Source organism: Serratia proteamaculans (assembly GCF_004684015.1).
GTDB lineage: Bacteria > Pseudomonadota > Gammaproteobacteria > Enterobacterales > Enterobacteriaceae > Serratia > Serratia proteamaculans_F.
In genome coordinates this window covers 178,919-204,249 of sequence record NZ_SRIA01000020.1, presented here as the reverse complement: position 1 = coordinate 204,249, position 25,331 = coordinate 178,919, and the positions used below count along the sequence as shown (strand labels likewise).

Below are 25,331 nucleotides of genomic sequence, written 5' to 3'. Positions count from 1 at the left end.
CTACCTCGATCGCCTGCTGAAAAAATCAGTGTCGAGGGCGCACTCAATGCAGCAATGACCCACTACCTTGGTTACGATAAAAATCAGCCTAAACCGGAGCCAACTTCCGCAACGGCTATTCCGCAAAGACCGTTAGCGTAGGCAAAGCAGGCGCTGGAAGCCTTCGCTAGTGCCTGGGATAGCAGCTATCGATAGATAAGCCGAAGCTTGCGGGCGAACTGACCAATCTGGCTGTGTTCTCCCTTACCCAGCCGATATCCGCAAAGTCATTTACGCAACCAACGCTATCGGGTCGCTGAACAGGGTGATCCGACATGCGATAAAAAAACGTGAGGTGTTCCCGACGGACGACGTAGTGAAAACGATCGTGTGTCTGGCAATCCAGTTGGCCTCACAGAAATGGACGATGCCGCTGAAGAACTTGTGTATGGCAATGAGCCGCTTTATTATCGAGTTCGGTAGCCGCCTGGGCAGCCACTACTGAGAAAAGGTATTTACACAGAATGGTGTACAGGGGCGGATCAAGGTATGAACAGACTGTTTCTGCAGCCTGTTCACTATCGAAAAATAAATGATTGATGGTGCTTTAATATGTTAGTGCATCAAGTTTTACAGATTAAAAATTTTTACTTGACTTAGAGGGCTGAATACCGCGATGTTATTCATTTCTCTTAATGAAATCACTAATTAATTTTTCGACATCGCCCATATCACGCTCATCTACTGAACTGGCCAGGAAGATATAGCGTTGCGTTTCTTTGATTAAGTTGGAGTTTTTGTCATTGTATGCACTTTCAAGCATTGGATAGAGTTTTTCCCTTAGCTTTTTATTGTTTGAAATAACCATGTCTCTATAAGTTACGTGATCTTTAATGATATCTAAAATATTTCCGGAATTCGTGCTTTCCCGTACGGCTTTTTCGAGACTATCTCCGCCTTGATGAAGCACCATCAAGGCAATTGCCTCATGAGAGCCATTAATATCAGAAACGGGGTATTTTGATATAGCGCTAACAATACGCTCTTCCATCTGTGATAATACATTTCCATTGTCCGATGGGTTCAAAATGTTCAGTGCTTCTTTAATGTGAAGACTAATGTCTTTTCGTAGGTTAATGATGTTCTCAACGGTTACTGTTCCAAAAGCGTTGGATACCTCATTATCCTCAAGCATCTCCTTTGGTGCTCGTAACAAAAAGTCTTCATTATTTTTAAAATAGATATGGCTAGTTTGATTATTTCTGGCCACTAATACACTCATGGTATTTTGATAAGCATTGTTTTGCAGCCCTTCCCTTTCATGCGCACTCATGCCGAAGTTTAACGTACCTTTTAGCACCCCGGATAAATCTTTTTCATTGAACACCATGTCGATGTTTACGACAGCGTTGCTAGACATACTTTGCTCATATAACTCAGCGAGATAGGTTGGTGGAAATTCAGATCTTCCTCTTCCAGTCATTTGCTTGGAAAGAAAACGTTCAATTATTCCTGGCCCTCCGGAGACTAGCGGTTCTGGCTCACCAAAACGAATGATTAATGAACCTTGATCCTCATGGAAGGGGTTACCATATCCATATAGAGGGTCAGTAAACACATCCGGAATAGCGTTTAATGAATAACCGCCATCAGCAACTTTTTGTTTGTTTTTGTCAAGACGATCTGCTGTAATAGCTGAGGAAGTTGCTGAGATATTAGCGATACTGATGTCTGGGGAGTTGTCTTCATTATGCAGTATCAAACCATTGGCACCGGTGGTATTAATAGTGATTCTTTTTATCCCAGGTACATCATGGTCCTGAAGTATTGCCAAATCAAGAAAAGTGACTTCACCGGATTGAGTAGATATTTTATTACGGATATCACTCACTGAAGTAGATAACCCCCCAGTTTGTTTTGCATGCTCATTGATACGATTTAGTACGCTTTTCTTGGCTTGGTGGCTTAAAAAATCTTCAAGATTTCCGTAGGTACTAGAAATTCGGCCAAATGATAATGTATTAAATAACATGTTCAATACCCCGTCGTTTTCTTTTTCACCATTACCGAAAACAAGCGAAGGTTGCATCTGGCTTACCGTTTCTTTTATTTCTTCTGCTGTCATGCCTGTAGCTACGGCAAGTGCGGTAATAGAACCAGCTGAAGTGCCTTTCACACGATGTATACCATCTAATATTCCTTCTTGTTCCAATGCCTTAATTGTCCCTGGGTATGCATACCCTTTTGCGCCACCACCACTGAGTATTAGCTCTTTAATCTCTGGAGCCCTTCGATGTTCAAGACAAATACGACCTTGATCGTCTTGGTATAAGTGACTATCTCTCGGGCCACTTACAGCACCGAGTGTCTGAGATAGCGTGTGATTAAAATCAGGTATAATTAAATGTGCTGGTGTCTGTCGACAGTCTTTTGCTCCATCAATTGCATCATGGTTTTGTTCAACTGAAATGTTTTTCTGTGTTGTATAATTATTTTTTGTAAGGGTGATCTTCATTCTTATTTCCTTTTACATATGGTTTATAAGATGCGAGGCGAGTGTCGCTCTCCGTATTTACGATTTTTCGGTGGTGTAAGAAATGCCTGGCTTAGCAAGTTTATACCGTCAGTTCGTACTGTATTTCCGTACTGAAATATTAATTTCATAAGAGCGGTAAACCATTATTTCGGTGAGCTCGGCCTTGTGTTTTAAACATTAATTTACCCAGGCTAATTTCTTTCCGGGAATGTTTCTGGTAAGGCTATTTCCCTGTCTATTCCTCAATGCACGTATTGAATTTCTCTGTTCAGGAAATTAACCTGCCAGCCACCAATGCCTTGGTGGGGATTATTGTTGTAAATAAACCGCCATGCTTTTAAATTTCGCCCAAATTGGGCTGTTATGACAGGTTATTATCTAAGAGGAGTGAGATAAGGAGCGCGATCATCCTTTTTGCCTGTGGCGGTTGCAAGGGCCGCAGGGGGAAGAGGCGGTGAAAGTGACCGGCGGACTGTCATCCAACAACGGCGAAATGGTGCATCAATAAGGTTTGGGCATGAAAAAGTGTGCGCTAGATCATCTTATTCCCGCAAAGTGTCGTTCAGTCGTCAGGCAGGCTGTCGCATCTGTTCCTTTTGGCAAAACTTTGGTTTATGCTCAGCTGAAGCGTTTCAGTTGTGGTTGTTTTCAACAGAAACGTCGGCGTGAAGGTGATAAGCCCGCGCCGTGTTGAATGAATAATGCAATGCGACGATTCACAGCAGGTGGTGCGCTAAAGTACTCTATGCGGGTTATCCAGATGACCCAGTCAGCGCCCTCTCAATAACGGTGAACGCGTCCGGGGTGAGAAGGCCCTTTTTCAGGAGCAGCATGACAATTCGCATAGCGATAAACGGCTTTGGCCGCATAGGCCGCAGCGTTTTACGCGCACTGTATGAATCGGGACGTAGAGCGGAAATTTCCGTGGTGGCGATCAACGAATTGGCAAACGCCGAGGGGATGGCCCACCTGCTGAAATACGACTCCAGCCATGGCCGTTTTGCCTGGGATGTGCGCCAGGAATGCGACATGTTGACCGTCGGGGACGACACCATTCGCCTGTTGCATCAGCCGGCGGTGGAACAGCTTCCCTGGGGCGAGCTGGGCGTCGACGTGGTGCTGGACTGCAGCGGCGTGTACGGCAGCCGGGCAGATGGCGAGGCCCACCTGGTGGCAGGGGCGAAGAAAGTACTGTTCGCTCACCCAGGCGGCAACGATCTGGACGCTACCATCGTGTTTGGCGTCAACCATCAGACGCTGCTGGCGGAACACCGTATCGTTTCCAATGCGTCATGCACCACCAACTGCATTATTCCGGTGATCAAGCTGTTGGACGATGCCTACAGCATCGAGTCGGGCACCCTGACCACCATTCACTCTTCGATGAACGATCAGCCGGTGATAGACGCCTATCATCAGGATTTGCGGCGTACCCGCGCGGCGAGCCAGTCGATTATTCCGGTCGATACCAAGCTGGCCGCGGGCATCACCCGTATTTTTCCGCAGTTTTGCGATCGCTTCGAAGCGATTTCGGTACGCGTGCCAACTATCAACGTGACGGCCATCGATCTCAGCGTCAGCGTCAGTTCGGCGGTGAAAGTGGCAGAGGTCAACCAGCTGCTGCAAATGGCCGCACGGGGATCTTTTCGTGGTATAGTTGACTATACGGAACTACCATTAGTCTCGATCGATTTTAACCATGACCCGCATAGCGCTATCGTCGACGGTACGCAGACCCGGGTCAGCGGTCAGCACCTGATCAAGACCTTGGTCTGGTGTGATAATGAATGGGGCTTTGCCAACCGGATGTTGGATACAACACGGGCAATGGCCGCAAGCGGTTTCTAGTACGGCGGCATCGGCACTGGTCGATGCGCCGCTCAGGCAACTTTATAGTTTCTAGAGAATCAACCAAGAGGGTTCACCATGTCTGTAATTAACATGTCCGATCTGGATCTGGCCGGTAAACGCGTTCTGATCCGCTCTGATCTGAACGTTCCAGTGAAAGACGGTAAAGTGACTTCCGATGCACGTATCCGTGCCTCCCTGCCGACTATTGAAGCTGCGCTGAAACAAGGCGCCCGCGTGATGGTAACTTCCCACCTGGGTCGTCCTACCGAAGGCGAGTACAACGAAGAATTCTCCCTGCTGCCTGTGGTCAACTATCTGAAAGAACACCTTAAAAACCCGGTTCGTCTGGCTAAAGACTACCTGGAAGGTGTTGACGTTGCAGAAGGTGAACTGGTAGTGCTGGAAAACGTCCGTTTCAACAAGGGCGAGAAAAAAGACGACGAAACCCTGTCCAGGAAATATGCGGCGCTGTGCGACGTGTACGTAATGGACGCCTTTGGTACCGCGCACCGTGCGCAGGCTTCCACCCACGGCGTGGGCAAGTTTGCTCCTGTTGCCTGTGCGGGCCCGCTGCTGTCTGCAGAACTGGAAGCCCTGGGCAAAGCGCTGAAAAGCCCGGCTCGCCCAATGGTTGCCGTGGTTGGCGGTTCTAAAGTTTCGACCAAATTCGATGTGCTGAACTCGCTGGTGAAAATCGCCGATACGGTGATTGTGGGCGGCGGCATCGCCAACACCTTCGTAGCTATCGACAATAACGTTGGTAAGTCTCTGTACGAACCTGACTTCGTCGATGCAGCGAAAAAACTGCGTGACGAGTTTAAAATTCCGGTTCCTACCGATTCTCGCGTAGGGACGGAGTTCTCTGAAACTGCACCTGCCACCTTGAAAAAAGTCAGTGAAGTCAAAGATGATGAAGAGATCATGGACTTCGGTGACGAAACCGCGCTGGCTATGGCCAAGTTGTTGAAAGAAGCCAAAACCATTCTGTGGAATGGCCCGGTTGGCGTATTCGAATTCCCTAACTTCCGCAAAGGGACTGAAATTGTCGCACGCGCTATCGCGGACAGTGAGGCATTCTCTATCGCGGGTGGTGGTGATACGCTGGCGGCTATCGATCTGTTCGGTATTGAAGATAAAATCTCTTATATCTCTACCGGCGGTGGTGCCTTCCTGGAGTTCGTGGAAGGTAAAGCGTTACCGGCAGTAGTGATGCTGGAAGAGCGTGCCAAGCAGTAATTTAGACAGCGGGAGGCGAAAGTCGCCCGTTTATTTTATACCGCGCGGCATAGGCGGCGCGGCATGAAAAATCGATTTACATCCATCTACGGCCGACGAAACAGGACAAAGTAACATGTCTAAAATTTTTGATTTCGTAAAACCGGGTGTCATCACTGGTGATGACGTTCAGAAAGTATTCGCAGTAGCTAAAGAGAACAACTTTGCTCTGCCAGCAGTTAACTGTGTAGGTACCGACTCTATCAACGCCGTGCTGGAAACAGCCGCGAAGGTACGCGCTCCGGTTATCGTTCAGTTCTCCAACGGCGGTGCCGCGTTTATCGCCGGCAAAGGCGTGAAGACTGACGTTCCACAGGGTGCAGCAATTCTGGGCGCTATCTCCGGTGCACACCATGTTCACCAGATGGCTGAGCATTACGGCGTGCCGGTTATTCTGCACACCGACCACTGCGCGAAGAAACTGCTGCCATGGCTGGACGGCTTGCTGGACGCTGGCGAGAAGTATTTCGCTACTACCGGCAAACCTCTGTTCTCTTCCCACATGATCGACCTGTCTGAAGAGTCCCTGGAAGAAAACATCGAAATTTGCAGCAAATACCTGACTCGCATGGCGAAAATCGGTATGACCCTGGAAATCGAACTGGGCTGCACCGGCGGTGAAGAAGATGGCGTGGACAACAGCCATATGGACGCCTCCTCCCTGTACACTCAGCCAGAAGACGTGGCTTACGCATACGAAAAACTCAATGCGATCAGCCCACGCTTCACTATCGCGGCGTCCTTCGGTAACGTGCACGGCGTTTACAAGCCAGGCAACGTGAAACTGACTCCGACCATCCTGCGTGATTCTCAGGACTATGTTTCCAAGAAATATAACCTGCCGCACAACAGCCTGAACTTCGTGTTCCACGGTGGTTCTGGTTCTAGCGACGCAGAGATCAAAGAGTCCGTAGGTTACGGTGTGATCAAAATGAACATCGATACCGATACCCAATGGGCAACCTGGGACGGCATCCTGCAGTACTACAAAAAGAACGAAGGCTATCTGCAAGGCCAACTGGGTAACCCAGAAGGCGCTGACAAGCCGAACAAGAAATACTACGACCCACGCGTATGGTTGCGTTCAGCCCAGACCTCGATGATTACTCGTCTGGAACAGGCTTTCAAAGATCTGAACGCAGTAGACGTTCTGTAATCTCGGTTAGCTGTTAGCCCTACATGAAGGCTCCCCTCGGGGAGCCTTTTCTATTTCTAGCTCAGCAGGCCGGCACCGACGTTAATCGACAGCCCCAAAATCACCAGGTTGAAGACAAAGGAAATCACCGATTGCAGCAGGGCGACCTTGCGCACTTCGGCCGCACCGACCGCCACGTCGGCGGTTTGTGACGCTACAGCAATGGTGAACGAGAAATAGGCGAAGTCCCAATAGGTCGGTTCTTTGAGGTCGCCGGGAAACAGCAGCGGCAGCGGATCTTGCTGCGCACCCTGACGGTAAAATTGATGGGCGTAGTGCATGGTGAATGCGGTGGGCAGCAGCAGCCAGGACACCACCAGCGTGGCACCGGTCAGTGCCAGATGCAGTGTTTTCAGCGAGTCACTGACCTGCTTGGCGGTACTCAGCTCAAACAGAATCGACAGAATGCTCACCAGGCAGCCAAGGCTGACCAGGGCCAGCACTTTACTGGCACTTTCATCCTGTTCGCGGGCGAGCTGGCGGATATGCTTCGGCGTGCTGACCAACATCAGCCGCCAGAGCGACAGCAGATAGATCCAGGCCAACACATTCCAGCCGAGCATTAATCGTTGTAATTGATTGAGCCTGTCCGGCAGCAGTAAGTAGCACAGAATGCCCGCCGCGACGGAAAGCAGCAGCCTGGGGCGAACCCGCCAATAGTGTTGAATCGACGATGGGATGTGCATAACCAGCGAAGTTCCTTATCGTTAAAAAGGCGATAGCGCTATGTTCAGCATAGAGGAAGTTCGGCGATTTTTACCGCTTACGGTTGGCATGCTGCGGAAATGTTAGTTAACCTAGGGCGGTGGTTTCCGACTGACGCCAGAAGTCAGTTTTTTTGCGAGTTTATCCCCTTAGGGAAAAGTTAGGACGACACGAATGAAAGATCTGAATGTAGTAGACGGCATTAATGGTGCCGGTAACTGGCTGGTGCAGAACCAGGATTTATTGATTCAGTATGCGGTGAACATCGTCGCGGCGATTGTTATTTTCATCATTGGTTCGGTCATTGCCCGGGTAGTCAGCAATGCGGTAAACCGCGTGATGAAGCTGCGCGGCATTGATGCCACGGTAGCAGATTTCCTGTCGGCCATGGCGCGTTACGGCATTTTGGCCTTCACCTTTATCGCAGTGCTGGGGCGCGTTGGCGTACAGACCACTTCGGTGATCGCCGTGCTGGGTGCCGCTGGTTTGGCCGTCGGCCTGGCGCTGCAGGGCTCGCTGTCCAACTTCGCCGCAGGTGTGCTGCTGGTGGCCTTCCGTCCACTGCGTGCCGGTGAGTATGTCGATCTGGGCGGCGTAGCCGGTACCGTCGACCAGGTGCAGATTTTCTCCACCACGCTGCGCACCGCAGACAACAAAACCATCGTGGTACCGAACGGCAAAATCATCGCCGGTAACATCATCAACTATTCCCGCGAGCCGAACCGCCGTGTGGATATCGTGGTTGGCGTGGCTTATAACGCCGACATCGATGTGGTGAAAAAGGTACTGGGCGATGTGATCGCCGCCGACAAGCGCATCATGCACGCTAAAGGTGTGACTGTGCGTCTGAACGAGATGGCACCTTCTTCACTGAACTTCGTGACCCGCTCCTGGACCACCAATGCCGAGTACTGGAACGTGTACTTCGATCTGATGGAGAACTTCAAGCGCGCGCTGGATGCCAACAACATCGGTATTCCGTTCCCGCAGATGGATGTGCATCTGTATCGCAACGATACGACCACCGCAAAAGCGGAATAAATAATAGAGAAGGGGCCTTGGCCCCTTTTTTAATTGCTGGCCGAGGCGGTATTTGTCGCGTCTCGTGCCTAAAACCCACCGAACACTATGCCTGTTAATATAAAACTCAAGCAGTCTTTCCTGGAGAGAGACTGCCAGACTGGATGACCAAATTTATTATTAAGCGCCGGGCCCAATAAGTTTTTGCTGGATTTCCGCTCCCGGCATCATAGCCTGCAGTCCCTTAATCAGCATTTCTCCGGCTTCTTGCAAGGCTGTCAGGGGCATCTCGGGCAAGCTTTCCAGAATAAACCACATTTGTTGGCTTTCAACGCTCAGACGGGTTCTTGTCCCTTGCCGCCAGTTCCAGCGTCGGCATGTCACCCCAATATCATCTCGCCATACCACTTCACCAGGTTCAGGAGACTCGTGAGCCGGTTGGCCCTCTTTCACCGTATCAAACAGCTCACTGCCATCTGCGATGGTTAACTTTGGCGTTCCCACATAGGCGGCCAGATTTTCCCCTCCTACCGGGATGGCATACTGCAGACTGACGGCATTATAGAGATCTACCACCGGATCGATTCCGGGCATGTCGCCATCCCGCAGCACTCTTTTACGAAGTGCTTCTGCGGAACAAGGGGTCCGCTTGGGTTTTGCTCCAAAGTGTTTGAAAACTTCGGCCCAGCCAGCCAGATGGGGTTCTGCCCATTCAGGTGCGCCCGCAGAAACCATCTCACAGGCCTGTTTCAATGCAATTTCACCCACTTCAGGACGTATTACCGGAGCCGCTTTGACGAGAATGCTGATAGCCCGAAATCCCGGCGCGATATCGGCAATTTCGCTATCAATTGACGGAGTAACAGAAAACATTGGATAATTCCATAATGACTAATTTATTGCATGATATCGACCAGTGACCATTAAAGTCAATAAATCGACCGATCCGGGCGCGGACATTCATTCAGTCAGCGCAGCGGTATCAGGGCGAATCAAAGCCTTCCGGAAACAAAAAAAACTCTCATTGGATGAGCTTTCTCGACGTGCGAGTGTCAGCAAGGGCATGTTGGTAGAAATCGAAAAAGGTGCGGCTAACCCCAGCATCGCCATTCTGTGCAAGCTTGCTGCAGCCATGGGATTGTCCGTAGCCGATATCGTCGATGTGGCCAGCAAGCCCCCGGTCCATGTGATCCAACAGGAAGATATTCCGGTTCTCTGGGTCGGTGAAAAGGGGGGGAGTGCCCGGTTGTTGGCCGGCACCAGCGGGCCAGATATGGTCGAACTCTGGCGCTGGCATATGTATCCCGGAGAGCAATTCGCTTCACCCGGCCACCCTGCTGGTACATCTGAACTACTGCATGTGGAAAAAGGGACGCTCCAGCTTGCTGTCGACAAGACTACGTTGATGGTTCCTGCCGGTTGTTCGGCCATCGCCAGAACGGATTTTCCTCATCAATATGCCAATAATAGTCATGAAGAGCTCATCTTTACGATGACCGTTGCGGAGTTGCACCCTTAAACAGCAAATCTGCGTCATAACGCCTTTCTGTTTCAGAACGGGCTGGCGTTATGGGCTTTGATCGGTTCTTTGGTCATGGGATGAACAAAATGCAGTTCACTGGCGTGCAGCATCAGCCGCGGTATCCGTTCTGTGCCGGGCAACAGGAGACCGCCATACAGGTCACAGCCCAGAATAGGGTGGCCCAACTGCTGACAATGGATACGCAGTTGATGAGTACGCCCGGTTTCCGGGGTTAGCTGTACCCGTGTCAATGGCAGTGACGTTCCGTCTTCCAACTCATGATAAAAGCGCTCAACAACTCGGTAGCCGGAGCGCGCGGGCTTGCCGTGGATGGCGCAAATCGACATCAACGGGAACAACGCCGGGTCTTTGGCAATCGCGGCGTCGATCACCCCTTCATTGTCATCCAGATGCCCGCACAGCAGGGCGCTATACACCTTGGTCACTGCGCGCTGGCTGAACTGTTGGCAGAGGGCGGCATTGATAGCCTTATTGCGGGCAATCACCATCAACCCGGAAGTGCCGAAATCCAGGCGGTGGATCAGGGTACAGCCGGGGAAGAGCTGCACCAACCGATGATGCACCGAATCCAGATTTTGCGGATTTTTCCCCGAGAGGCTGAGCAGTCCGCTGGGCTTGTTGATCAGCACCAGACTCTCGTCCTGATAGAGGATCTCGATCTGGTCATGGCATGGCGGGGCAATAAAGGTATCGATAATCTTGGACATCAGACCAACCGGAGGGAGAGTGGATGCGGATGATAACGAATTTTAGACCGGCAGGCGAATGACGACCGCTTTTGTTGAGAGCCGCTTGGTGCCAGAAGTGGATACTGTTAACACCCCGTGGTGTTAACAAATAGACTGCGTAATCCTGGTGGTTCGAAAGTCGCAGGACTTTAATACAGCACCTGATATTCCCCTGATGAAATAAGAAAAATCGTGACCCGGAGAAATAAGCTTTATACGATGTGTCCGTAAACCGAAAGGGGCTGGAGTCCAAAATCCAGAATGAGCCCGTAATTTTAATGACCTGGAGATTTTGCTATGTCTGTCATGGACGCGCTTCTGGCGTTTAGTTTTGCCGCTGTGCTGTTGACCTTAACACCAGGCCTGGATACCGCCCTGGTATTAAGAACTGCCACCGTAGAAGGAAGAAACCAGGCCGTTCGCGCAGCGCTTGGTATCAGTGTCGGCTGTTTAATATGGGGCGTGGCGGTAGCCTTCGGGTTGGGGGCACTTGTCGCTGTTTCAGAACTTGCCTATGACATTCTAAAGTACTGCGGTGCGGCTTATCTGACCTGGCTAGGTTTAAATATGTTGCTGCGCCCAAGGAAACAGTTTGCAGTGGCGGATCCTTCTGAAAAATCGGCTTCAAACTGGTTCTTGAAAGGCGTTCTCGGCAATGCCCTGAATCCTAAAGTGGGTATTTTTTATGTTTCTTTTTTACCCCAGTTTATTCCACAGGGCCATTCGCCCATTATCTGGACTTTTGCGTTGGTGGGTATTCATATGGCGATCGGTATTACCTGGTCGATGATGCTGATTGGTGCAACGCGTCCGCTGGCATCCCTGCTGCAAAAAGAGAAAGTGATCCGCTGGCTGGATCGTACAACAGGTATGATTTTTCTGTTATTCGCCGCCCGGCTGGCGTTCAGTAAGCGCTAAATAACCCCAGCAGAGGAGAGATTAATTTGTCTCCTTCTGCATTTTTAAACGCAATATTTATCAACCCCAGATAGATTGTCACTGTGGTTATTCCTGCGAGTTTTTCACCAGACGCCCTAAGGCGTCTGGCTGCGACGGTTGATAATGGCGGGAACTCCCTGCCGACCCAATCTACTGGCCGTAATAAGCATTTTTGCCGTGCTTACGCAGGTAATGTTTATCCAGCAGCGCGGGCTGCATGCTGCCGATACCCGGCGTCAGTTGGCGCGAGAAAATCCCCATATAAGCAATTTCTTCCAGCACTACCGCGTTGTGCACTGCGCTGTGCGCGTCCTTGCCCCAGGCGAAGGGGCCGTGTGAGTTGACCAGCACCGCCGGAATGGCGTTCGGGCTGATACCGCGTCGGTGAAAGGTGTCGATGATCACCTTACCGGTCTCCAGTTCGTAATCCTGCGCAATCTCGTCCTCGGTCATCAACCGGGTGCAGGGAATGGCACCGTAGAAGTAGTCGGCGTGGGTGGTGCCCCAGGCGGGGATGTCCAGCCCGGCCTGCGCCCAGATGGTGGCGTGGCGCGAATGGGTGTGTACGATGCCGCCGATCTCGGCAAACTCACGGTACAGCGCCAGGTGGGTAGCGGTGTCCGAGGAGGGCTTTTTGCTGCCCTCAAGGGTTTGACCACTGGCGAGGCTGACCACCACCATGTCCTCGGCGGTCATGTGTTCATATTCCACGCCGGAAGGCTTGATCACCACCAGCCCGCGTTCGCGATCCACCGCGCTGACGTTGCCCCAGGTGAAGGTCACCAGATTGTGGCGCGGCAGGTCGAGGTTGGCTTCCAGTACCTGTTGTTTCAGTTGCGGCAGCGTTAGCATGTCATACCCCCTTGTTGCATTTTTTGTTCGATCCAGCGGCGTGCCTGTACGATTTCGGCCACCGGCTCTTCGGCTTTCTCGGTCCACATCTCGATCAGGAAAGCGCCGCGATAGTTAAGCTGTTTCAGCGTGCGGAATAGCGCGATGAAGTCGACGCAGCCTTCGCCAAAGGGCACGTCGCGGAACTGCCCTGGCGAGCTTTCGGTGACCGGATAGGTATCTTTCAGATGGATGGCGGCGATGCGGTCAATGCCCAGCGCCAGCTCCTGCGCCACGTCATTGCCCCAGGCGCTGAGATTGCCGACGTCCGGATAGACCGTGAACCACGGCGATGCCAGGCAGGCATCCCAGGCTTTCCACTTGCTGATTGAGTTCATAAACGCGGTGTCCATGATTTCCACCGCCAGCATTACCTGGGCGGCGGCGGCGCGTTTGACCGCCCACTGCATGCCTTCGGTAAAACGGGCCAGGGTGCTTTCGTCCTGCTGTTCGTAATAAACGTCATAACCGGCGAGCTGGATGGTGCGGATACCCACGTCCTTCGCCAGTTGAATCGCCTGTTCCATCACCTCGAAGGCGCGTTGGCGCAGTGCATCGTCATGGCTGCCGAACGGAAAGCGGCGGTGGCCGGACAGGCACATCGACGGGATGCTGATGCCGGTTTCCAGCATGGCGCTGACCAGCGACAGCCGCTGTTCTTTGCTCCAGCTCAGGCGTGCCAGCCGTTCGTCGCTTTCATCCACCGACATTTCGACAAAGTCAAAGCCGCAGGCCTTGGCCAATGCCAGGCGCTCGGGCCAGGTCAGGTGTTTCGGCAAGGCTTTTTCATAAATTCCCAATGGGTGCTGGCGCATATCAACTTCTCCAGATGTCATCAATGACGGTGCGGAACTGACCGGCGGCGGCCAGCGGATCGGCAGCCTCCGCCAGCGCCCGGCCGACGATAAAGGCGGTGACGGCGATGTCCTTAAACAGCGGCAAATCGGTCGGGGTGATGCCGCCGGTGACCGACAGCTCAATGCCCAGATCCGACAACGCCTTCATCAGATCCAAATCCTCTCGGCCCCAGGTTTGTCCGCTGGCCTGCGCGTCGCGGCCACGGTGATAGATGGCCTGGCGGATGCCAAGCTCGCGCCAGTGCCGGGCATCGTCCAGCGTCCAGCGGCCAAACAGCTCAATCTGGATCTCGCCCTGATGCTGTTGCGCCACTTCCAGTGCGCTGGCCATGGTGGCTAACGGCGCGGCGCAGATCACCGTCATCCAGTTGGCGCCGTGGCTGAAGGCCTGTTGCGCCAGCGTGCCACCGGCATCGGCCACTTTCAGGTCGGCCACCAGCGTATGTTGTGGGCAGCGTTCACGCAGTGCGCTCACGGCCTGAATACCGGCGCTGATGCATAAAATGGTGCCGGCCTCGATGATGTCGACGTGCGGCTGCAGGCGTTCTGCCGTTTGCAGGGCGGCGTCCAGCCGGGTGTGATCGAGCGCCAGTTGCAGGCGCGGTTTATTGCTCATAGGGCCTCCTTACCGGGTTGATTGAGCGTTTGCAGCGTGGCTACCAGCGCCTGATAACGGTGATATTTTTTACCGTAAGCCTCAGCGGCGGCATCGTCCGGCAGCACCCGTTCGATGCGCGGTGCCAGCGCTCGCTGGGCGGCGGTGAAATCGCTGAATACGCCGCTGCCGACCATTGCCGCCATGGCGGCACCCAGGCAGCCGGTTTCTTCCACCTGCGGCAGTTCCACCGGCAGGCCGCTGACGTCGGCGAACATTTGCATCCAGGGGGCGGATTTGGCCGGGCCGCCGGTGACGCGCAGCGCGGTGGCCTTGGGAAAGCGTTGTCGCATGCGGTTAAGGTGGGTCATATGGCAGAACACCACGCCTTCGTAAATTGCCTGTACCAGATGTTCGCGCTGATGGAAGGCCTGCATGCCGTGGAAGCTGGCGCTCAGGCCCAGCCCGGCGTTGGAGCCGTACAGGAAGGGAACAAACAGCAGGCTGCTGTCGGCCTTCGGCAGCGTTGCCACCCAGTCGTTGAGCTGGGCGTAATCCTGTAGCCCCCATTGACGGCAAAACCACTCAAGGTTGGCGGCAGAGGTTGGGCTGGCTTCGTGCACAATGTATTTACCGGCTTCGGCGTGGCGACCGTAGACAAACGGGTGGTCGAAACCTTCGGTGATTTCGTCGGTAATGCCGCTGGTCACCGACCAGGTGCCCATCACTGCGTTGAGCCTGGTTTCATCGTGTAACCCGGCGCACAGCGCGGTGGACACTACGTCGAACAGCCCGCCGACCACTGGCGTACCCGCCAATAGCCCGGTTGCCGTCGCAGCGGCAGCGTTGACCCGCCCGGCGATGTCGGCCGAACCGACAATCGGCGGCAGGGCCGGTATGATGTCGCCAATGCCCAGTAGCTGTGCCAGCGCCGGGTCATAGCGCCCCGCGGCCATCTGGTAAAGATTGGATTCGGAGATATTGGTTTCTTCACAGGCCAACTCGCCGGTCAGGCAGTAGCGCAGGTAATCGTGGGCCATCAGCACGCTGCCAATCTGGCGATAACGTTCCGGCTGATGTTGCCGAACCCAGCGCAGCAGCGACACCGGATGGCCGGTCCACAGCGTTTGCCGGGTCTGCGGATACAGCGCTTGCGGCACACCCTGTTTTTGCCATTCCTGCACCAGCGTCAGTGCCCGCTGGTCAGACGACAGCATGGCGTTGCCCAGTGGCTGCCCTTGCTGATCCAGCAGAAACGCGCCTTTACCCTGTGCCGAGATGCCGATGGCCTGAATATCTCCGGCGGCAATCTGGTTGCGGGTCAGCAGTTCACGGATCACCTCGGCAGCGGTGTGCCACAGCGCAGGCATATCCCGCTGCGCCCAACCGGGCTGGGGCGAAATAATCTCCAGGTTGCGCCGGGCAATACCCAGCTCTGTGCCCTGACGGTCATACAGCCCGGCCTTGATAAAGGTGCCGCCGCAGTCCAGCCCCAGCCAATAGTCCATTATTCGGCCCTCGCGCTTTGGTCGCATTTGTTCGGCAGCATCAGCGCCAGCACCGAGGCAATGGCCAGCGACACCGCCAGGCTGTAAACGCCGACGTCCTTGCTGAACAGGCTGATCAATACGCCGACCATATAGGGGCCGCAGAAGCCGCCCAGGTTGCCCAGCGCGTTGATCACACCACGTGCGCCACCGGCCACTTCGGCGTTGAACAGTTTGGGCGGAATGGTCCAGAACACCCCGGCGGCGGCCTGGATGAATACCCCGCAGCCGACCAGTGCGGCGTAGGACCACCAGATGTGATCTTTCAGCAGTACCGACAACGCCATGCAGATGGCGAAGCAGGCCAGCGGCAGCGCGACGAAGATTTTGCGTTTACCGGTACGATCGGAGAGTGAGGAAATCACCAGCATGCCGAAGATGGCACCGATGTAGGGCAGGATCGCCAACATCCCCACCTGTTCCATATTGCCGTTGGTCAGCCCCTTGAGGATGGTCGGCAGCCACAGGGTGTAGCCGTAAATCCCGGTCTGGTAGAAGAAGTTCACCAGGATCAGTTGCCACATGATCTTGTCGCCCAGTACCCGGCGCAGCGAGGCGTTGCGCACCGTTTTGCCTTTGATCAGCAGTTGTTCGTCATGCAGCGTTTTGATCAGGTAGTCTTTTTCCGCTGCTGAAATCCACCTGGCTTCCTGCGGGCGGTTGCTGATGGTGAAATACCACAGCACCATCACTACCAGCGACAGCGCGCCTTCCACCAGGAACAGCATGCGCCAGTCCCAGACGGTGATGATCCAGCCGGACAGCGGGGCGGTGAGAATACCGGCAATCGGCACGAACATGATGACGATGGCATTGGCGCGCCCGCGTTCCTTGTCCGGGAACCAGTTGCTGATCATGGTCAGCACCACCGGCAGCATGCCGCCCTCGGAGACACCCAGGGCAAAGCGCAGGAACAACAGCTGGTACTGGTTACTGACCAGCCCGGTCAGCACCGAAATAATCGCCCAGGCCAGCAGCGACCAGCCGATGAATTTCTTGCCGTTGCCGTACACCGCCAGCTTGCCGCCAGGTACCTGCAGGAACAGATAACCGATAAAGAAGATGCCACCGGCCAACCCGGCCATCGAGGCGGTAATACCCAGCTCGGCATCCATACCACCGGGCATGGCGAAGGCGATGTTCACCCGGTCCATATAGGAAATGATGCAGGTAATCAGGATCGGCGGCACGATCCGCAGCCAGCGTAATTTGGGGATCGCCTGGTTTTGAGTGACAGAAACAGAGGCAATATTCATATATACACCTGTAGGGTCAGATTTTATTGTTTTGGTGGTTTAAGGCGCAGGGGCGCCCACACCGACCCGTAGGCCGATGATTTTTTATCTTTAATTTCTTTGCTGTCGGTCAGGCGCTAAATAATGCCAGCGGTATTTTCACCACCACTTTGCGAATAGCGCAGGGCTGTTGATGAATACAGGCCGGGCGATGAACATCCTGCGGGAAAAATACCGCAAAATTACCGGGCTGTAGGGTTAACCAGGATTCATCCGCGACGTCCTGATAAAAAATAATGTCGCGCTGCGCCAGTAATTCCTGATGGATCGGGTTATCGCCACGATCCGCCGCCACGCCGATCAATTCGCTGCCGCTGACCAGAAACTGCACGTCAACATTTTGACGGTGCACTTCGGGCCGCAGATCGCTCGGCTGTTGGGTATGCAGATCCAGCACCTGTACCACGTAGCCGGTCGCAGGATCCTGATAACGTCCGGCGGGCAGGGTGCTGAAATCCGTGCTTTGCAAATAGGCGATGGCGTGAGCCACCGGTGCCGGATACTGCTCCGGCGAGGTATGGGCGATATGGCCGAAGATCATGGTTTCTCTCCTGTTACAGCGCCTGAATGCGCGCCCAGATGCGCTCATCCACCGGGATGCCGTCGCGCATGTTTTCTGCATGAATGCGCGGGAATTTGTGACCCGGCAGGCGGATAGCCACCTCCGGGTTATCGCGTTCGGCGCTGGTGATGTAGTCCATGATGCGCTGCAGTTTTGCATCGCGGGTGGGCCCGTCGATTAAGCGTTCGATCTCGATGGCGATAAACACCTGCGACACGCCGTACTCATCACTGTTGTCCTCGGTGACTTCCGCGACTGAAGATCCGCCGGAAAGCAGGGTGGCGATCATATCCAACACGACCGACAGCGCCGATCCTTTCCAGTAGCCCATCGGCAGAATGCGACGGTTCTCTTCAATGGTGGCCGGATCGCGCGTCAGTTGCCCGTCGTTGTCAAAGCCGCCGTCCACCGGCAGGGTTTTGCCCGCCAGCCGGTTCAGCTCCAGCGCGCCATAGGAGAACATCGACATCGACATATCCACCATGGTGATCGGGTTACCCGGCACTGCCACAATCAGCGGGTTGGTGCCGATACGGCACTCTTTGCCCCCCCAGGGCGGCATCACGGCCGCCGAGTTGGTCCAGCAAATACCGATATAGCCTTTCTCCGCCGCCTGCCAGCCGTAGCCGCCGCCGCGCATCCAGTGGTTGGCATTACGCAGTGCCACCAGTCCGATGCCGTGGCCGTCGGCTAACTGCATGGCGCGATCCATCATCTTGCGGGCGGTGAGGTTACCTATGCCCTGATGGGCGTCCCACTGCTCGATGGCACCCAGCGACAGCAGCTTGCTGGGCTCGGCGTCCGGTACGATATCGCCGGCGTCCAACTGCTGAATAAAACGCGGAAAACGGTTAACGCCGTGGGAGTAAACGCCGCTGGCGGAGGTGTCGGCGAACATACCGGCACAGTCATCGGCGGTGCCTTCCACCACGCCCCGTGCCAGGAGCACGCGTTTGAATTGCTGCTTTAGATCGGTGTAACTCACTCTCATGCTGATTCTCCGCTACGGCGCATTTGTTTATTTTGTGTTCTTTAAATTTCATTATACGGAATTGCATTTCAAATAAATGCTATACCTGCGGTTAAACGAAGTCAAAGCGACGGAGGAGAAAGTTATTTATATAAAACAGTGTGTTAAATTAATTTGATGAATTTGTGATCGACGACACGTTTTGGGGCGTTGACGTGCTTCAGGCGTGACAAAGCAGAGCGGAATAGGCCCGCTCTGCCAATATCATTTACCCCCGTTATCCGTGAGTATTCAGTACTCTACGGTATAACGAGCTGGTGGCGGTAATGTACAACTCATTGCCGTCCGGCCCCCCGAAGATGCAGTTAGAGACGCGTTCCGGCACCTCAATCTTACCCAGCAGTTTTCCCTGGCTGTTGAAGATCAGTACCCCGTCGGCACAGCTGCAAAAAATGTTACCTATCCCATCAACACAAAAGCCGTCCGGGAAACCGGGGGCCACGTCGGCGAAACGCCGACCGGCGTCCAGTTCACGCCCATTAACCTGATACACCCGCAATTCACTGCGTCCGAGGGTCGGGAAATCGACGATCGACATGTCCGCCACATATAACAGTGATTCATCCGGTGAAAACGCCAGGCCGTTTGGCCGCTGCAGGTCACTGGCGGCAATGTTCAGCGAGCCGTCACGCGGATCAAAACAGTAGAGGTAGCAGCCGATGATCTGGCTTTCCGATTTGTAACCCTCTTCATCACTGGTGATGCCATAGGGTGGGTCGGTAAACCAAATTGTGCCGTCGGAGCGAACCACCAGATCATTGGGGGAGTTGAAGCGCTTGCCGTCTACCCGATCGACCAGCATTCGCACCTCGCCGCTGCTTTCGGTGCGGCTGATACCGCGCCGCCCGTGCTCGCAACTGATCACCCGGCCTTCGACGTCGCGCGCATTGCCGTTGGCGTAGTGCGACGGGGAGCGCCAAAGGCTGAGCTTCCCCTGTCGCGACCAGTGGAACATGCGGTTGCCTTTCACATCGCTGAACACCACCGCGTCCTGCTGCGGCAGCCACACCGGCCCCTCGGCCCAGATGGCCGGTGAGCACAGGCGTTCAAGCGGGTGATCTGTCATCAGTGGGTTCATGCTGCCTCCGCTTACTTCACGCCCCAAATGGCTTTGTAGTGGCCCTGATAATCATTCTGCGGGTCATACAGGTTGCTACTGCCACCGTCGGCGGTGATATTGTCGCGGGTCACCAGGTGCGCCGGGGTGACATAGCCGGAAGGCGGCTGTTTGGCGAAGGCGCGGTTGAACTCATCCAGCAGTTGCCAGCCGTGCAGTTTGAGCGGTTCCGGCACCGTCGCCGACTGGCTGCCGCCGGAGCGGATGCGTTGGTAGGCGGAAATAGAGCCGTCACCGGCCGAGATGCTGTAGGGCGCATTGGTGCCGCCTTTGCCGGCAGTTTTCAGCGCCGGGGCCATAAAATCAAAATACAGATCGTTAATGGCCAGTGCGTACTGGAATTGGTCGCCGTATTTTTGCAGCAGGCTGAAAGTCATGGCCGGCATGCGGTTGGCGGTATCCGCCAGCGGGGTGTCGATAAACTCGACCACCTTGCAGCCACTGCATTTGCCGATTTCCTCTTTCATCACGTTGGCCTTGTCCAGCGCGATTTGATACAGCGAATCGGTAAAGATCAACACGCTGGCCTTGCCGCCGGACTGCACCACCGCATACTGGGCAGCGATGCGCGCCACTTCGTTGGAGTCGGAGGTGACATTGTAAAACACGTTGTATTTGGCGATCGGTCCCGGCTCAGGCACTGCATGCCAGGCGGTCAGCACAATGCCTTGCTGGATAGCTTTTTTCAGCGGGATCTTGGCCACGTTCGGGTTCCAGCCGCCGATCACGATGCCGTCCGGCTTCTGGGCAATCGCCTGGTTCAGCGACGCCAGCTGATCTTTCACCGAGCCGCCGCCGTCCAGGGTTTCCAATTTCCAGCCGGCCGCTTTCGCCGCTTCACTCAGCCCTTCCTGCACGCCCTGCACGCCGCCGTTTTTCATGTCCGAAGCGATAAAGATGATTTTTTTGTTGGCCAGTAACTTTGGCCCACTGGTTGGCCCGTCCCACTGGGTCACGCTGGCGGTGGCCTTGGTGACCGCCGCCGTGGCCTGGTCGAGATAGGCATCGGCCCAGGCGGATGAGGTATAGCTGGCCAGCAGCAGGGTAGTGGGCAATATCCAAAGACGTTTCATTCGGTGAACTCCTGGTTAAGGATTGATCGCTTTATGGTTATTTTTATCAGCCGGAGTGGCTGGGCTGCGTTGAACCGCTTTTTGATTGAGTAGCCGACGGCGTTGGGCATAGCCCGCCAGCGTGATTGACAGCAACAGCGTCGCGCCGTTAAACAAGGGTTCGACCCAGAATTCGCCGCCGAACTGCTGGATACCGGCGATGCCGATAGCCAGAATGGCGATGCCGACCACGGTGCCCCAAACGTTAACCCGGCCGGGACGAATGGTGGTGCTGCCGAGGAAGGCGCCCACCAGCGCGGGTAAGAGATAATCCATGCCAACGCTGGCCTGGCCAACGCCTTGCTCGGCGGCGATCAAAACCCCGCTAAAACCGGTCAGTACGCTGGAGGCGATAAAGGCACCGATAGTAAAGCGATTGACCGAAATGCCGTTCAGCCGCGCCGCCGCCGGGTTACCGCCCACGGCATACATGCAACGGCCCAGCGGCGTGTGTTCGGTGATCAACCACAGCACCACCGCGACGATCAACACGTAGAACGCCACGATCGGGATCCCGCCGATCTCGGTGTGATGCAGAGCGGTAAAGGCGTCCGGCAGATCGCCGACGATCTGTCGCCCGCCGGAGTGCCACAGCGCAATGGCATACAGCACGGTGCCGGATCCGAGGGTGGCGACGAAACTGTCGATATCCGCCAGCGCCACCAAAATGCCGTTCAACAGGCCATACAGCGCGGAGAGTGCCAGCACCGTCAGCACCGCCATCTGCCACGAAAAGCCGTATTCCACCTGCAAGGTAATGGCCAGGATATGCCACAGCACGATGCCGAAGCCGACGTTAAGGTCAATTTTGCCGACGATCATCGGGATGGTCGCCGCCAGCGCCAGCAGGGCGATCTTGGCTTTGCTGGAGAGGATCGCCTGCAGCGTCAGCATTGAGGCGAACGTGGGGGAGATCAGTGAAAACAGGATCACCAGCGCAATGCACAACAGCAGCAGGCCGTAGCGGGTAAGAACCTGCATCAGCCACGGGCCGGTGCCGTCCTGCGACAGGCTGACCCTTTGCTCCAGTGCCGTTGATTTAACAGATGTTTTAGACATGACCCACCTCAGATTCTAATCTGGTCTCGAGAATTTCCCCGGCGCTGGCGGAGGCCAGTTCCAATAAATTGGCGAATGACACCTGCTGATTTTTCAGCTCGCCGACCACTTTTCCCCGGTTAAACACCAGTGCGCGGTTGCAGATATGGGCGATCTCCTCAAAGTCGTTGGAGATAACCAATACCGCCACGCCTTCCTCCAGGGATTTATTCAACAGATGGTAGATTTCTGCCCGCGCACCGACGTCTACGCCGGCGGTGGGATCTTCCAGGATCAGCAGTGGGGCGCCCAGGTGCATCCAGCGTGCCATTACCACCTTTTGCTGGTTACCGCCGGACAGGGCGCTGATATCGATATTGACGTCCTTGGGCCGCACGTCGAACAACTGGACTTTCCACCAACTGGCACCGATCTCGGCCCGGCGGCTGTAGCGTGACAGCAGTTTGTGGCCGCTGGCCACGGGGTTGATAAACAGGTTTTCACGCACGCTCATCGACATCACCAGGCTTTCGCCGGTACGGTCGCCCGCGACCAGGGATACGCCGCAGGCCATGGCTTGCTGTGGGCTGCTGGCGCTATAGGCCTGGTCGCGAAAGCGGATTTCGCCCTCATCGGCGTGACGCAGGCCGAACAGCAACCGGCCAATCTCTTCCTGCCCGGCACCGCGCAGACCGGCCAGCGCCAGCATTTCCCCCGGTTGCAGAGTGAAGCTGACCGGGCCGATATCGCCGACCACCACGTTATTGAGCTGCAGCACGGGCGGCCGATTTTCGGGCAGGGGTTCACGCTGATCGTCCGCCATCGCTTCGCCGACGATCATCTGCACCAGATCGCGCAGCGAATAGTCGGCTGTATTGCCACCCGCGACGTAACGGCCGTCGCGCATGACGCACACCCGGTCGGCAATTTCGATCACTTCATCCAGCCGATGGGTGACGTAAATCATGCCGACCTTTTTGTCGCGCAGTCGGTTAATCACCGCGAACAGGTGGCGCACATCGTTGGCGGGCAGTGAAGCGGTGGGTTCATCGAGCACCAGCAGTTCGGCGTTGACCGCGACTGCCCGGGCTATCGCCAGCAGCGATTTTTCGGTACGTGACAGTTCGAAGACCCTAGCGTCGGGATCCAACGCTATGCCGACATCCTGCAGTGCCTGAACGGCGCGGTGGCGGATGGCACGCCAATCGATCAGGCCGAAACGGCGCGGGAAACCCATCACCAGCGCCATGTTTTCCGCTACTGTCATCCATTCGATTAACCCGAGATCCTGATGAATAAAGGCAATAGGCTGGCGGCTGTCACTTTTTATCGCCGCGGCGGAGGCTATGCTGGCCCCTTGAAACTGAATATCGCCACCGTCGCGTGGGTAAACCCCGGCCAGTACCTTAATCAGCGTCGATTTGCCCGCGCCATTTTCGCCCAGCAAGGCCAGCACCTCGCCTGGCATCACCTGCAGGCTGACGTCATTCACCGCGACGTTGCCACCAAAGCGTTTGACGATATGGCTGAGAGTGAGAATGGGTTGTTCCGCATTTTCTGGTGTCATGTGATGCGCCCCTGGTCCCTGCATCCGCGATCGGCGTGATGCTGATTGGTGGTTATATCGCCTTTAAATTTCAATATGCGAAATTCAATTTCAAAAATAATATGCCGATTGGCGATCTAAAGCAAAGCCGGAGGGGTTTTAATTATCTTTTTAAAACAATTGGTTATTTATATCTTTGCGGAATTGTGACGCATAACTCACTTCGGAAGTTAGCGGAATGTTGCGGGTTTTGAACCCGCTGACGACAATGAAACGGCGTTCCGTCTTCACCTGATGCGGGCCTTGGGGTAACATTCCCGGCAAAGGGTCCGTTTACCACGCCGTGGCGTTGGTTGGCGGCTCGACACTGGAGAAATTGCGCTATGAGCCTGAAAGCTGTCGACGAGAAAGATGACAAGAAAGACAAACCCCTGGGTAGCCAAAGCCTGTTCCGCGGTTTGCAACTGATAGAGATCCTGAGCAACTTCCCTAACGGCTGCCCACTGGCGCACCTGTCCGAGTTGGCCGGCATGAACAAAAGTACCGTCCATCGCCTGCTGCAAGGGCTACATACCAGCGGCTACGTCACACAGGCACCGTCGCCTGGCAGCTATCGCCTGACCACCAAGTTTATTTCTGTCGGTCAGAAGGCGCTTTCCTCGCTGAATATTATCCATGTCGCTGCACCGCACCTGGAACGACTCAATCTGGAAGTCGGGGAGACGGTCAACTTTTCCAGCCGCGAAGACGACCATGTCATTTTGATCTACAAGCTGGAGCCGACCACCGGCATGATGCGCACCCGCGCATATATCGGGCAGCATATGCCGCTGTATTGCTCGGCGATGGGCAAGATTTTTATGGCCTATGGCAACAGCGATTATCCCGATCGCTACTGGCAAACCCATCAGCATGAAATTCAGACGCTGACGCGTAATACCATCACTGAGCTGCCGAAGATGTATGAGGAACTGGCCGATATTCGCCAGCAGGGTATGGCGATGGATCGTGAAGAGAATGAGCTGGGGGTGTCCTGCGTGGCGGCGCCGGTATTTGATATTCAGCAGCGGGTGCCCTATGCGGTATCGGTATCCTTGCCGACCGCCAAGCTGCAACAGATCGGTGTCAAGGCCCTGATTAAGCCGGTGCTGGCGACCGCAAAGCGTATTTCTCAGGAGCTGGGATTTGTTACTCCGGCCTGATTATTAGTATTACTGATACTTGATTAGAATTATCAATTTCACCTAATAATTTTTTCCTCCTATGATGCGCGTATTGACCGATACGCGCCGCTGCCCGGCGCTTTTTTCTCCTTGAGGAATACCATGCTAGCTGTCTTTTTGCAGGGCTTCGCCCTGAGCGCCGCGATGATCCTGCCGCTTGGCCCACAAAACGTTTTTGTCATGAATCAGGGCATACGTCGCCAGTATCATCTGATGGTCGCTTCGCTGTGCGCGCTGAGCGATATCGTGCTGATCTGCGGCGGGATTTTCGGTGGTAGCGCCTTACTGAGCCGCTCGCCGCTGCTGCTGGCGCTGGTCACCTGGGGCGGGGTAGCTTTTCTGCTGTGGTATGGCTGGGGGGCATTTCGTACCGCCTTCAGTCGGCAACTGGCGCTGGCGACGGCCGAGGAACTGAAGCAAAGCCGCTGGCGGCTGGTGGTGACCATGCTGGCGGTGACCTGGCTGAACCCGCATGTCTATCTCGACACCTTTGTGGTGCTGGGAAGTTTGGGCGGTCAACTGACGCCGGACGTACGTTCCTGGTTTGCGCTGGGGGCAGTGAGCGCTTCCGTGGTTTGGTTCTTCGCCCTGGCGCTGTTGGCCTCCTGGCTGGCACCCTGGCTGAAAACCCAAATGGCGCAGCGCATCATTAATACCTTGGTTGGGGTGGTGATGTGGGGCATCGCCTTGCAGTTGGCCTGGCAAGGGGCAAGTTTATAAGAATTTGTCACTAATCCGAATTCAAAA

The 25,331-nt window shown here is 54.9% G+C and carries 23 protein-coding genes and 2 pseudogenes; 10 read left to right on the top strand and 15 right to left on the bottom strand.

What is annotated here, in order from left to right:
- Positions 1-144: 144 nt before the first annotated feature.
- Positions 145-484 (top strand): annotated as a pseudogene (locus tag E5C26_RS20105) (transposase); the annotation flags it as partial.
- 174 nt (positions 485-658) lie between these two features.
- On the opposite strand, the gene E5C26_RS20100 reads toward E5C26_RS20105, so the two are convergent.
- A complete protein-coding gene (locus E5C26_RS20100) occupies positions 659-2,494 on the bottom strand; it encodes a patatin-like phospholipase family protein (RefSeq protein WP_135317868.1) in 1,836 nt (611 codons plus the stop codon).
- A 415-nt stretch (positions 2,495-2,909) separates the two neighbouring features.
- Between E5C26_RS20100 and E5C26_RS24840 the strand changes: the two are divergent.
- The 4 genes and pseudogenes from E5C26_RS24840 to fbaA form a co-directional block, all read left to right on the top strand.
- Positions 2,910-3,020 (top strand): annotated as a pseudogene (locus E5C26_RS24840) (LysR family transcriptional regulator); the annotation flags it as partial.
- A 326-nt stretch (positions 3,021-3,346) separates the two neighbouring features.
- Positions 3,347-4,363, top strand: coding sequence for an erythrose-4-phosphate dehydrogenase (epd, locus tag E5C26_RS20090; RefSeq protein ID WP_135317867.1), 1,017 nt, complete (start codon positions 3,347-3,349; stop codon positions 4,361-4,363).
- A 78-nt stretch (positions 4,364-4,441) separates the two neighbouring features.
- Positions 4,442-5,602 (top strand): phosphoglycerate kinase, encoded by a 1,161-nt coding sequence (gene pgk / locus E5C26_RS20085; protein WP_135317866.1) that lies wholly within the window; start codon positions 4,442-4,444, stop codon positions 5,600-5,602.
- Positions 5,603-5,717: 115 nt separating this feature from the next.
- Positions 5,718-6,797 carry a class II fructose-bisphosphate aldolase gene (fbaA, locus tag E5C26_RS20080; RefSeq protein WP_099065300.1) on the top strand — a complete coding sequence of 360 codons (1,080 nt, stop codon included), beginning with the start codon at positions 5,718-5,720 and terminating at the stop codon, positions 6,795-6,797.
- A 56-nt stretch (positions 6,798-6,853) separates the two neighbouring features.
- Here the strand turns inward: fbaA and E5C26_RS20075 are convergent, their stop codons facing one another.
- Positions 6,854-7,522 (bottom strand): DUF1345 domain-containing protein, encoded by a 669-nt coding sequence (locus E5C26_RS20075; RefSeq protein WP_135317865.1) that lies wholly within the window; start codon positions 7,520-7,522, stop codon positions 6,854-6,856.
- 193 nt (positions 7,523-7,715) lie between these two features.
- Here E5C26_RS20075 and mscS point away from each other — a divergent pair, with 193 nt between their 5' ends.
- Positions 7,716-8,582, top strand: a complete 867-nt coding sequence (gene mscS / locus E5C26_RS20070; RefSeq protein ID WP_135317864.1) for a small-conductance mechanosensitive channel MscS — start codon at positions 7,716-7,718, stop codon at positions 8,580-8,582.
- A gap of 159 nt (positions 8,583-8,741) precedes the next feature.
- Here mscS and E5C26_RS20065 read toward each other — a convergent pair whose 3' ends face one another.
- Positions 8,742-9,434: a B3/B4 domain-containing protein gene (locus tag E5C26_RS20065; RefSeq protein WP_135317863.1), complete on the bottom strand. Its 693-nt coding sequence runs from the start codon at positions 9,432-9,434 to the stop codon at positions 8,742-8,744.
- A 43-nt stretch (positions 9,435-9,477) separates the two neighbouring features.
- On the opposite strand from E5C26_RS20065, the gene E5C26_RS20060 reads away from it, so the two are divergent.
- Positions 9,478-10,080: a helix-turn-helix domain-containing protein gene (locus E5C26_RS20060; RefSeq protein WP_135317862.1), complete on the top strand. Its 603-nt coding sequence runs from the start codon at positions 9,478-9,480 to the stop codon at positions 10,078-10,080.
- A gap of 32 nt (positions 10,081-10,112) precedes the next feature.
- On the opposite strand, the gene E5C26_RS20055 is transcribed toward E5C26_RS20060, so the two are convergent.
- Positions 10,113-10,811 carry an RluA family pseudouridine synthase gene (locus E5C26_RS20055; RefSeq protein ID WP_135317861.1) on the bottom strand — a complete coding sequence of 233 codons (699 nt, stop codon included), beginning with the start codon at positions 10,809-10,811 and terminating at the stop codon, positions 10,113-10,115.
- Positions 10,812-11,129: 318 nt separating this feature from the next.
- Between E5C26_RS20055 and E5C26_RS20050 the strand changes: the two genes are divergently transcribed.
- On the top strand, positions 11,130-11,750 hold the full coding sequence (locus tag E5C26_RS20050; protein ID WP_135317860.1) for a LysE family translocator: 621 nt from the start codon (positions 11,130-11,132) through the stop codon (positions 11,748-11,750).
- Between the two features lie 171 nt (positions 11,751-11,921).
- Here E5C26_RS20050 and araD read toward each other — a convergent pair whose 3' ends face one another.
- The 11 genes from araD to E5C26_RS19995 form a co-directional block, all read right to left on the bottom strand.
- The gene (gene araD / locus E5C26_RS20045; RefSeq protein WP_135317859.1) at positions 11,922-12,623 is read right to left on the bottom strand and encodes an L-ribulose-5-phosphate 4-epimerase; all 702 of its coding nucleotides are present in this window, start codon (positions 12,621-12,623) and stop codon (positions 11,922-11,924) included.
- Positions 12,617-13,477, bottom strand: a complete 861-nt coding sequence (locus E5C26_RS20040; protein ID WP_135317858.1) for an L-ribulose-5-phosphate 3-epimerase — start codon at positions 13,475-13,477, stop codon at positions 12,617-12,619. The genes araD and E5C26_RS20040 overlap by 7 nt, the downstream gene beginning before the upstream one ends.
- Before the next feature lies 1 nt (position 13,478).
- Complete coding sequence (ulaD, locus tag E5C26_RS20035; protein ID WP_135317857.1) at positions 13,479-14,135, bottom strand: 3-keto-L-gulonate-6-phosphate decarboxylase UlaD; 657 nt, start codon at positions 14,133-14,135, stop codon at positions 13,479-13,481.
- Complete coding sequence (locus E5C26_RS20030; protein ID WP_135317856.1) at positions 14,132-15,622, bottom strand: FGGY-family carbohydrate kinase; 1,491 nt, start codon at positions 15,620-15,622, stop codon at positions 14,132-14,134. The genes ulaD and E5C26_RS20030 overlap by 4 nt, the downstream gene beginning before the upstream one ends.
- On the bottom strand, positions 15,622-16,917 hold the full coding sequence (locus E5C26_RS20025) for an MFS transporter (protein WP_135317855.1): 1,296 nt from the start codon (positions 16,915-16,917) through the stop codon (positions 15,622-15,624). Before E5C26_RS20025 ends, E5C26_RS20030 begins: the two co-directional genes overlap by 1 nt.
- Positions 16,918-17,026: 109 nt before the next feature.
- Entirely contained in the window at positions 17,027-17,497 is a 471-nt protein-coding gene (locus E5C26_RS20020; RefSeq protein ID WP_135317854.1) for a YhcH/YjgK/YiaL family protein, read from the bottom strand.
- A 13-nt stretch (positions 17,498-17,510) separates the two neighbouring features.
- A complete protein-coding gene (gene yiaK / locus E5C26_RS20015; protein WP_135317853.1) occupies positions 17,511-18,509 on the bottom strand; it encodes a 3-dehydro-L-gulonate 2-dehydrogenase in 999 nt (332 codons plus the stop codon).
- 256 nt (positions 18,510-18,765) lie between these two features.
- Positions 18,766-19,626 (bottom strand): SMP-30/gluconolactonase/LRE family protein, encoded by an 861-nt coding sequence (locus E5C26_RS20010; RefSeq protein WP_135317852.1) that lies wholly within the window; start codon positions 19,624-19,626, stop codon positions 18,766-18,768.
- 11 nt (positions 19,627-19,637) lie between these two features.
- Positions 19,638-20,738, bottom strand: a complete 1,101-nt coding sequence (locus E5C26_RS20005; protein WP_135317851.1) for an ABC transporter substrate-binding protein — start codon at positions 20,736-20,738, stop codon at positions 19,638-19,640.
- A 15-nt stretch (positions 20,739-20,753) separates the two neighbouring features.
- Entirely contained in the window at positions 20,754-21,836 is a 1,083-nt protein-coding gene (locus E5C26_RS20000) for an ABC transporter permease (protein WP_135317850.1), read from the bottom strand.
- Complete coding sequence (locus E5C26_RS19995) at positions 21,829-23,382, bottom strand: sugar ABC transporter ATP-binding protein (protein WP_135317849.1); 1,554 nt, start codon at positions 23,380-23,382, stop codon at positions 21,829-21,831. The genes E5C26_RS20000 and E5C26_RS19995 overlap by 8 nt, the downstream gene beginning before the upstream one ends.
- A 362-nt stretch (positions 23,383-23,744) precedes the next feature.
- Here E5C26_RS19995 and E5C26_RS19990 point away from each other — a divergent pair, with 362 nt between their 5' ends.
- Positions 23,745-24,563 (top strand): IclR family transcriptional regulator, encoded by an 819-nt coding sequence (locus tag E5C26_RS19990; protein WP_135317848.1) that lies wholly within the window; start codon positions 23,745-23,747, stop codon positions 24,561-24,563.
- A gap of 123 nt (positions 24,564-24,686) precedes the next feature.
- Positions 24,687-25,304 carry an arginine exporter ArgO gene (argO, locus tag E5C26_RS19985; RefSeq protein WP_012146629.1) on the top strand — a complete coding sequence of 206 codons (618 nt, stop codon included), beginning with the start codon at positions 24,687-24,689 and terminating at the stop codon, positions 25,302-25,304.
- The last annotated feature ends 27 nt before the right edge of the window (positions 25,305-25,331 follow it).

Excerpts from the sequence above, each read along its gene's own strand:
- E5C26_RS20100 (WP_135317868.1), bottom strand. The coding sequence starts at position 2,494 with ATGAAGATCACCCTTACAAAAAATAATTATACAACACAGAAAAACATT.
- epd (WP_135317867.1), top strand. The coding sequence starts at position 3,347 with ATGACAATTCGCATAGCGATAAACGGCTTTGGCCGCATAGGCCGCAGC.
- pgk (WP_135317866.1), top strand. The coding sequence starts at position 4,442 with ATGTCTGTAATTAACATGTCCGATCTGGATCTGGCCGGTAAACGCGTT.
- fbaA (WP_099065300.1), top strand. The coding sequence starts at position 5,718 with ATGTCTAAAATTTTTGATTTCGTAAAACCGGGTGTCATCACTGGTGAT.
- E5C26_RS20075 (WP_135317865.1), bottom strand. The coding sequence starts at position 7,522 with ATGCACATCCCATCGTCGATTCAACACTATTGGCGGGTTCGCCCCAGG.
- mscS (WP_135317864.1), top strand. The coding sequence starts at position 7,716 with ATGAAAGATCTGAATGTAGTAGACGGCATTAATGGTGCCGGTAACTGG.
- E5C26_RS20065 (WP_135317863.1), bottom strand. The coding sequence starts at position 9,434 with ATGTTTTCTGTTACTCCGTCAATTGATAGCGAAATTGCCGATATCGCG.
- E5C26_RS20055 (WP_135317861.1), bottom strand. The coding sequence starts at position 10,811 with ATGTCCAAGATTATCGATACCTTTATTGCCCCGCCATGCCATGACCAG.
- E5C26_RS20050 (WP_135317860.1), top strand. The coding sequence starts at position 11,130 with ATGTCTGTCATGGACGCGCTTCTGGCGTTTAGTTTTGCCGCTGTGCTG.
- araD (WP_135317859.1), bottom strand. The coding sequence starts at position 12,623 with ATGCTAACGCTGCCGCAACTGAAACAACAGGTACTGGAAGCCAACCTC.
- E5C26_RS20040 (WP_135317858.1), bottom strand. The coding sequence starts at position 13,477 with ATGCGCCAGCACCCATTGGGAATTTATGAAAAAGCCTTGCCGAAACAC.
- ulaD (WP_135317857.1), bottom strand. The coding sequence starts at position 14,135 with ATGAGCAATAAACCGCGCCTGCAACTGGCGCTCGATCACACCCGGCTG.
- E5C26_RS20030 (WP_135317856.1), bottom strand. The coding sequence starts at position 15,622 with ATGGACTATTGGCTGGGGCTGGACTGCGGCGGCACCTTTATCAAGGCC.
- E5C26_RS20025 (WP_135317855.1), bottom strand. The coding sequence starts at position 16,917 with ATGAATATTGCCTCTGTTTCTGTCACTCAAAACCAGGCGATCCCCAAA.
- E5C26_RS20020 (WP_135317854.1), bottom strand. The coding sequence starts at position 17,497 with ATGATCTTCGGCCATATCGCCCATACCTCGCCGGAGCAGTATCCGGCA.
- yiaK (WP_135317853.1), bottom strand. The coding sequence starts at position 18,509 with ATGAGAGTGAGTTACACCGATCTAAAGCAGCAATTCAAACGCGTGCTC.
- E5C26_RS20010 (WP_135317852.1), bottom strand. The coding sequence starts at position 19,626 with ATGAACCCACTGATGACAGATCACCCGCTTGAACGCCTGTGCTCACCG.
- E5C26_RS20005 (WP_135317851.1), bottom strand. The coding sequence starts at position 20,738 with ATGAAACGTCTTTGGATATTGCCCACTACCCTGCTGCTGGCCAGCTAT.
- E5C26_RS20000 (WP_135317850.1), bottom strand. The coding sequence starts at position 21,836 with ATGTCTAAAACATCTGTTAAATCAACGGCACTGGAGCAAAGGGTCAGC.
- E5C26_RS19995 (WP_135317849.1), bottom strand. The coding sequence starts at position 23,382 with ATGACACCAGAAAATGCGGAACAACCCATTCTCACTCTCAGCCATATC.
- E5C26_RS19990 (WP_135317848.1), top strand. The coding sequence starts at position 23,745 with ATGAGCCTGAAAGCTGTCGACGAGAAAGATGACAAGAAAGACAAACCC.
- argO (WP_012146629.1), top strand. The coding sequence starts at position 24,687 with ATGCTAGCTGTCTTTTTGCAGGGCTTCGCCCTGAGCGCCGCGATGATC.